This window comes from Rhodococcus sp. CX, from assembly GCF_015865005.1.
Classification (GTDB): domain Bacteria; phylum Actinomycetota; class Actinomycetes; order Mycobacteriales; family Mycobacteriaceae; genus Rhodococcus.
Genome location: NZ_JADZGH010000035.1, coordinates 1 through 5,419 on the forward strand (window position 1 = coordinate 1; position 5,419 = coordinate 5,419).

The window sequence follows — 5,419 nt, forward strand, 5'->3', positions numbered from 1 at the left end:
GCATCAACTAACCGATGCCAGGCCGGATCCACCGTTTATCGGACACTCCCGGGTTCGGCGATGCAGCCGGGTCGACGGCCTGCTCGGCACCGGAGAATGGGTCGAGACATGGCCGTTTGAAGGGCCATAGGTCAAGTGTGATGTCACGTGTGGTTGCGGGCGCGGGGTCTGGAGCCGGGTTCGCTGTCGCATATGCTGGACAAGGCGTTGCGCCTTGACTATTCGCCGATGAACGGACAGGGATTGTGGGGTATGACTAGCAAGGCTCGGCAGGCTGAAGAAGCCGCTGCCGCTCATATGCGCACACTCGGCTTCGTCGATGCAGCAGTGACCGGCGATGGTCCCGACGAGGGTATCGACATCCGGTCCCACGGCGCAATTGCACAGGTCAAGCTGTGGTTCCGCCCCGTCGGAGCTCCCGAGCTGCGGCAATTGTATGGAGCACGGGGCATTGACCACCATCTCCGGATGCTGTTCTACGCCCACAGCGGTTACGCCAAGCCCGCAGTGCAATATGCCGACCAGCATTCCATCGCGCTGTTCACGTTCGACACAAACGGAAATGTCACCGCGTACAACACCAGCGCACAAACATTGGTCATGCAGCAGAACCGGCCCGCAACACCCGCACGCGCGAAGCGATCACCGGCACGGCCTGCCCCGACAAAGCGGCCGATCGCATCAGGACGGAGCGTAGCTTCGATTCTGGCTGAGGAGACGGCCGCTGCGGCACGACCAAAACCGCACCCGCGTCCCCAGCAACCAACGCTCATTCTGCCCACTGCCAAGTCCTCTACCGCCGTAACATCGCCGGCCACGACCGTCAGTGGCATTCCCATTCAGATCCGCGCTGAATACGCTCGAACTGTCGAGCACATGCGTTTTCTGCAGATAGGCGGCGGCTTTGACTACCGCATCCGCAGCAGTGACGTCGCAATCTACTCGTCCACAGCGGTCGTCTGGCTCATCACGAGCCGTCGGCTCCAGGTTCAAGACATCCATCAGTTGCGTGAGCTCTCCGCAGCACAAGATAAGTGGGGGGTCTGCTTCACCAATCAACCAATTCCCGCTATCACTCTGAACGAAGCGAGACACGCAGGGATCGCCCTGTTCCGTCACTTCAAAGATGGATCGATCGACCCGGAAAGCCCTCATGCGCGCACCCTGGTAGACGCAGCGCGACGTGCGCACCCGCTACCGCCGATCCCGAGTCACCCGCAGTCGGACGGACGCGGCGACAAGGCCGAGTCGGCTACTCTACTGAGCGACGAGGATGCCTCCGTTCCATCGTCCTCTGGGAATCGTGGTTTGTATCAGAACAAGTTCTTCCAACGTCTTCCGCAAGCGTGATCAGAGATGATCAAGGGGTTGTATGCCTAGTCTGGGGGACCGAATCCACCTAGTGGGTGCGCCCGTTAGTTCGTCGGGGGTCATGCGGCGAGTGGGCGTGGCGTATGAGGATCGTGGCGGCCGAGGCGGTCGAGGAGCTCGTTCAGGTCGGATCGAGTAAACGTCCAGTCGAACGGGCGGGCAGTGGCGTTGTAGCGGTCCTGGAACGCCCTCAGGCGAGTGGTCACCTCGTCGAGGTCGCGGAAATCGTCGGGACTGAGCGCCTTGCGCTGCACGACGGAGAAGTAGATTTCCACCTGGTTCAACCACGACGCATGCACGGGCAGATGAATCATGTGGGCATTGGGATAGGCATCGTTCATCCGCTTCGCTGCCGCCCAGTTACGGTGCGAGGCAACACTATCTACGATCCAGAACACCCGCCGGGCACTGGCGTAGGGTTCGGTGGTCATCACCTGCTCCACCAGGCGGCCGAAGGGCTCGATGCCAGTGGTGGGTTCACAACGACCGAATACCCGTGCGTGGTGGACATCGTAGGCAGCGAAGTACGCCAGGGTGCCGTGCCGGGAGTACTCGGACTCCACCCGCATCGGCCGATGCGCGTCCGGAGACAGAGCGGGGTGTTTGCGCTGGCGAGCCTGGACACCGGGTTTCTCGTCCGCGCTGAGCACGAAGTCGTCCTCACCGAGTGGATCACCGTCGAAGATGCGGTCGTAGAGGTCGAGGACTCGCGCAGCCTTGGGAGCGAAATACGGATCGCGGGGGAAGATCCACGAGCGGTACTGCCAGGGTTTGATGGCGTCGTCCGCCAGCCACCGGCGCACCGTCGACGCCGAAATCGCGCCGGCAATACCCCGGGTTACAACCTCACGAGCCAGCTCCGGACAGGTCCACCGGGTCAGCGGCACGTCGGCCCGGGCCGGCAGTTCACAGGCCAACGCCTTGACCTCGGCCACCACCTCGGCCGGGAAGGTACGTGGCCGGCCGCTGCGCGGAAGATCCCGTAATCCTTCGATATCTCTTGTCGCAAAATCGACTACGCCACTTACAGACCGTGTCGACACAGATCCCGAGTCGGTCGGCGATCACGGCGTTGGAGGTCCCGTCCGCGGCGGCGAGGATGATCCGAGCGCGTAACACCTGCCGGCACTGCGCCGAAGCGCGACGCGAGAGGGACTCGAGTTCGGACCGCTCCTCGCAGGTCGGAAGCACCTGATACGGACTCCTCACAGCCAAACCGACTCCCTCTGTCCGGTGATCATGATCGACCGGGGAACTGTGCCTGGACATCGGAACCGAGTCGGGCCGACACGCCGGGTACAACCGTGACAGGCTGACGCGCATGGCCAAACCGCCCGAATCGACGAAGGTCTCCCTCCGGCAACGACTGCGCGCCCGCGCAGACGAACGCTGGCCGCAGCTCGCGGGACTGCAGGTGCGCTACCACGGGGCATTCGCCTATGTCACCGGTGAACTGGCCGACGGCACGAGGCTGCCGCTGTGCCGTCTGCGCTACGCGGGATCGGCCACTACCTGGGGGTTCGCGATCTACCGGGCCAGTCACGACGACTACGAAGACTCCATCCTTCCCAGCGGCCTCCGCGGCGGCACCCCGGCCGAAGCACTCGACTGCGCCTGCGGTCTCTACCTCAACGACCCCACCGCCTGGCAACCCCCGACGAACTAACGGGCGCACCCACTAGCACATGTGCAGGCCATTGGTTTCTCATCTGGATTCGCCAGTCGTGATTTAGCGTGATCTCTGAGCTAATGCTCAGACCTGGTCGACGCATTACTGTCATTACTGTTGGGAGGTCCTTATGGCGCGGGGTGTGACCCCAGTTGCTCGTGTAACGGGTCCTGCGGCGCAGGCTGAAGAAGGTGATTCCTACCCGGAGCGACTTGCGAAGTACTTTCCTGTCGAGACTGGTGGCGCCTACACGATCGCGTCGGGTGTTGTTCTCGGGACGACGGATGCCAACACCTTGGGGCGAACAGTATGGCTGCTCGTTATCTTCGTGGCGCTGTTGATCCTGACAATTCCGTATCTGGCCAGGATCTACCCCCGCTCCCGCTATCGGCGACCGTGGCAGCCGATTCTGTTGGGCTGCGGTGCCTTCGTGGTGTGGGTTTACGCCCAAGTGACGCTACCGCAGGAGATTCACATCTACAGCGCGGTCGCGGTGGGTGTACTGCCGATCCTCTACGCAGTCGCCGCCAAGGTGGTCGTTCCGGAGCCGCCGCCGATGGGATCGGCTGATTCTGGCGATGAGGAGGGGTAGCGGTGGAGGCGTTGCGGGCAATCGGCAGGGAGCGGATCGGAGCGTTCCAATCGGTGATGGCGCATCCGGATGTGAACGGTTTGCTCGTCGAGACAGATCCACTGCTTCGATACTTCTGGGATCTTCGGACGACCATGACATCTTCGGCGTGGACCGATTGCGACAACTACATCGCCGAAATTATTCGTCAATTCGACTTCCCTGGCCCATTCCTTGAGTTGGATGATGTCGATAACTACTTCGAGAGGCAGTGGGGGTGGCCCGCTCCGCGTCCTCCCCGTGAACACAGTGCGATTCCCTACGACCCAACCTGGATGTGCAACGCGTTCCGCGCCGCACTCGAACGTCGCGGGTTGGACGGAGCGGACGTTGGTGTGCTGTTTACCGTCCTCTATGACCCATCGACAAGGAACTTTTCCGAAATATCCGCGACTGCCAGTGATGTTGGCATGCCAGTGCGATTGCAGGCGCGACCGATCGCACATGCCCACGCTGGGCCCAAGCGGCGTCACCGCCCGCTGATGGGCGGAGTGTCAGTGGGCCAGGCCGCCAGATCAATAAACGGCACGCTCGGTGGCCTGATAGATATGAATGGGGCAACTTATGGCGTGACATGCGGCCATGTAATTGTCACCAATGCCGCGGCAGTCCAGCCCAGCGACCCTGACGGCGGTACCAAGATCGGAAACTGTGTGCATTCGACCGACGGGACATTGACCAGCCCTGGACAACGGTGCCGTGCCTCTGGGCATGCGAATACGGTCGATGCCGCACTGATCGAACTCGAGTCCTCCGTTTCAGCCACCAAGTCGGTACGCGCACTCGGCCAGGTCGTACGGACGGTGGCAATCGCTGATATCGTCGAATGTGAACGCGTCGAAGTTTCTGCCCGGTCGGGTACTAGAACCCTTGAGATAGGCGCTCTCGCACTTCGACGCAGCATGACTATCTCGGGAACCGTGTACTGCTTCGAGGATCTACTCGAGATTCGCCGACCAGGTAAACGTTGGGGCGGGAAGGGATCCGTGTCGTCACCGACAAAGGGCGGAGACTCAGGCGCGTGGGTGCTCCGAAAGGAGCCTGGTGGATACGCATGGATCGGGATGGTGACCGCCGGAGATGGGCCATCGAGCTACGCACAATTCGCCGAATCGATCGAAGGTTGGGCCCATGAGGCGACCACCGATCACGGCTCATCCGCTGTGAGTGTGAGCGAGTCTTCGCTGGCGTCCGGCTGGTCGCTACACATCTAGTCTTCTTTGGCGACGCCGGGGCCGCGTGCCGTCGCTTGCGTGGGCCGGGCCGCTGCCAGCTCCGCGATCACGGCCAGCTCGGTGTCGGCCTGCGTCCTGAAGGGGTCTGAACCGCCCTGGCCGAGGCGTTCTACGAAGCCGCGCTCGACCAGCAAGTCGGGGCATGTCGCGAACTTGTCGTACCGCGTAGCCAACCCACGCCACTGCTTCAGGTGGCAGAACCGGCGCTCGACCACATTGCGGCCGCGATAGTCGACTGAATCGCCCCGAGTTCGGCGGAGGCTCGGCTATCTGGTTCCGGCCTCAGCGAGGACCGGGGTCTCACGGTAGTCGACCGACATGTGATTCGACCAGTAGGTGGCCTCGTACTCGGCAGGTGGAACATGGTCGATCTCGCCATGCAAGCGGCGATGATTGAACCAGTCGATGTACTCGGCGACCGCCCACTCGACGTCTCCCACGCCCCGCTGATGGCGCTCATTGAGATCCTGGCTCTGGCGCACTTTCCGTGAAGACACTGCCGCGCAGTATCAT

The 5,419-nt window shown here is 62.3% G+C and carries 8 protein-coding genes and 1 pseudogene; 5 read left to right on the forward strand and 4 right to left on the reverse strand.

Going from position 1 to position 5,419, the window contains the following annotated elements; translation table 11 throughout:
• Positions 1–192: 192 nt before the first annotated feature.
• The gene (locus I0Q12_RS03385; RefSeq protein ID WP_197250597.1) at positions 193–1,350 is read left to right on the forward strand and encodes a restriction endonuclease; all 1,158 of its coding nucleotides are present in this window, start codon (positions 193–195) and stop codon (positions 1,348–1,350) included.
• 80 nt (positions 1,351–1,430) lie between these two features.
• Here the strand turns inward: I0Q12_RS03385 and I0Q12_RS03390 are convergent, their stop codons facing one another.
• Both I0Q12_RS03390 and I0Q12_RS35035 read right to left on the reverse strand, forming a co-directional pair.
• Entirely contained in the window at positions 1,431–2,366 is a 936-nt protein-coding gene (locus I0Q12_RS03390; RefSeq protein ID WP_374068549.1) for an IS630 family transposase, read from the reverse strand.
• Positions 2,278–2,694: a helix-turn-helix domain-containing protein gene (locus I0Q12_RS35035; RefSeq protein WP_374068547.1), complete on the reverse strand. Its 417-nt coding sequence runs from the start codon at positions 2,692–2,694 to the stop codon at positions 2,278–2,280. Before I0Q12_RS35035 ends, I0Q12_RS03390 begins: the two co-directional genes overlap by 89 nt.
• Between I0Q12_RS35035 and I0Q12_RS03395 the strand changes: the two genes are divergently transcribed.
• The 3 genes from I0Q12_RS03395 to I0Q12_RS03405 all read left to right on the forward strand — a co-directional run bounded on the left by I0Q12_RS03395 (position 2,693) and on the right by I0Q12_RS03405 (position 4,885).
• A complete protein-coding gene (locus tag I0Q12_RS03395; protein WP_197250598.1) occupies positions 2,693–3,037 on the forward strand; it encodes a hypothetical protein in 345 nt (114 codons plus the stop codon). The genes I0Q12_RS35035 and I0Q12_RS03395 overlap by 2 nt on opposite strands.
• Before the next feature lie 145 nt (positions 3,038–3,182).
• Positions 3,183–3,632 (forward strand): hypothetical protein, encoded by a 450-nt coding sequence (locus tag I0Q12_RS03400; protein WP_197250599.1) that lies wholly within the window; start codon positions 3,183–3,185, stop codon positions 3,630–3,632.
• A 2-nt stretch (positions 3,633–3,634) separates the two neighbouring features.
• Positions 3,635–4,885, forward strand: a complete 1,251-nt coding sequence (locus tag I0Q12_RS03405) for a hypothetical protein (protein ID WP_197250600.1) — start codon at positions 3,635–3,637, stop codon at positions 4,883–4,885.
• Between the two features lie 167 nt (positions 4,886–5,052).
• On the opposite strand, the pseudogene I0Q12_RS31805 reads toward I0Q12_RS03405, so the two are convergent.
• Both I0Q12_RS31805 and I0Q12_RS03415 read right to left on the reverse strand, forming a co-directional pair.
• A pseudogene (locus I0Q12_RS31805) lies at positions 5,053–5,136 on the reverse strand (IS5/IS1182 family transposase); the annotation flags it as partial.
• A gap of 36 nt (positions 5,137–5,172) precedes the next feature.
• Positions 5,173–5,313: a hypothetical protein gene (locus tag I0Q12_RS03415; RefSeq protein ID WP_307846002.1), complete on the reverse strand. Its 141-nt coding sequence runs from the start codon at positions 5,311–5,313 to the stop codon at positions 5,173–5,175.
• On the opposite strand from I0Q12_RS03415, the gene I0Q12_RS34590 reads away from it, so the two are divergent.
• Complete coding sequence (locus tag I0Q12_RS34590; protein ID WP_269437514.1) at positions 5,269–5,397, forward strand: hypothetical protein; 129 nt, start codon at positions 5,269–5,271, stop codon at positions 5,395–5,397. The genes I0Q12_RS03415 and I0Q12_RS34590 overlap by 45 nt on opposite strands.
• Positions 5,398–5,419 lie beyond the last annotated feature (22 nt).

Excerpts from the sequence above, each read along its gene's own strand:
- I0Q12_RS03385 (WP_197250597.1), top strand. The coding sequence starts at position 193 with ATGCTGGACAAGGCGTTGCGCCTTGACTATTCGCCGATGAACGGACAG.
- I0Q12_RS03395 (WP_197250598.1), top strand. The coding sequence starts at position 2,693 with ATGGCCAAACCGCCCGAATCGACGAAGGTCTCCCTCCGGCAACGACTG.
- I0Q12_RS35035 (WP_374068547.1), bottom strand. The coding sequence starts at position 2,694 with ATGCGCGTCAGCCTGTCACGGTTGTACCCGGCGTGTCGGCCCGACTCG.
- I0Q12_RS34590 (WP_269437514.1), top strand. The coding sequence starts at position 5,269 with ATGGTCGATCTCGCCATGCAAGCGGCGATGATTGAACCAGTCGATGTA.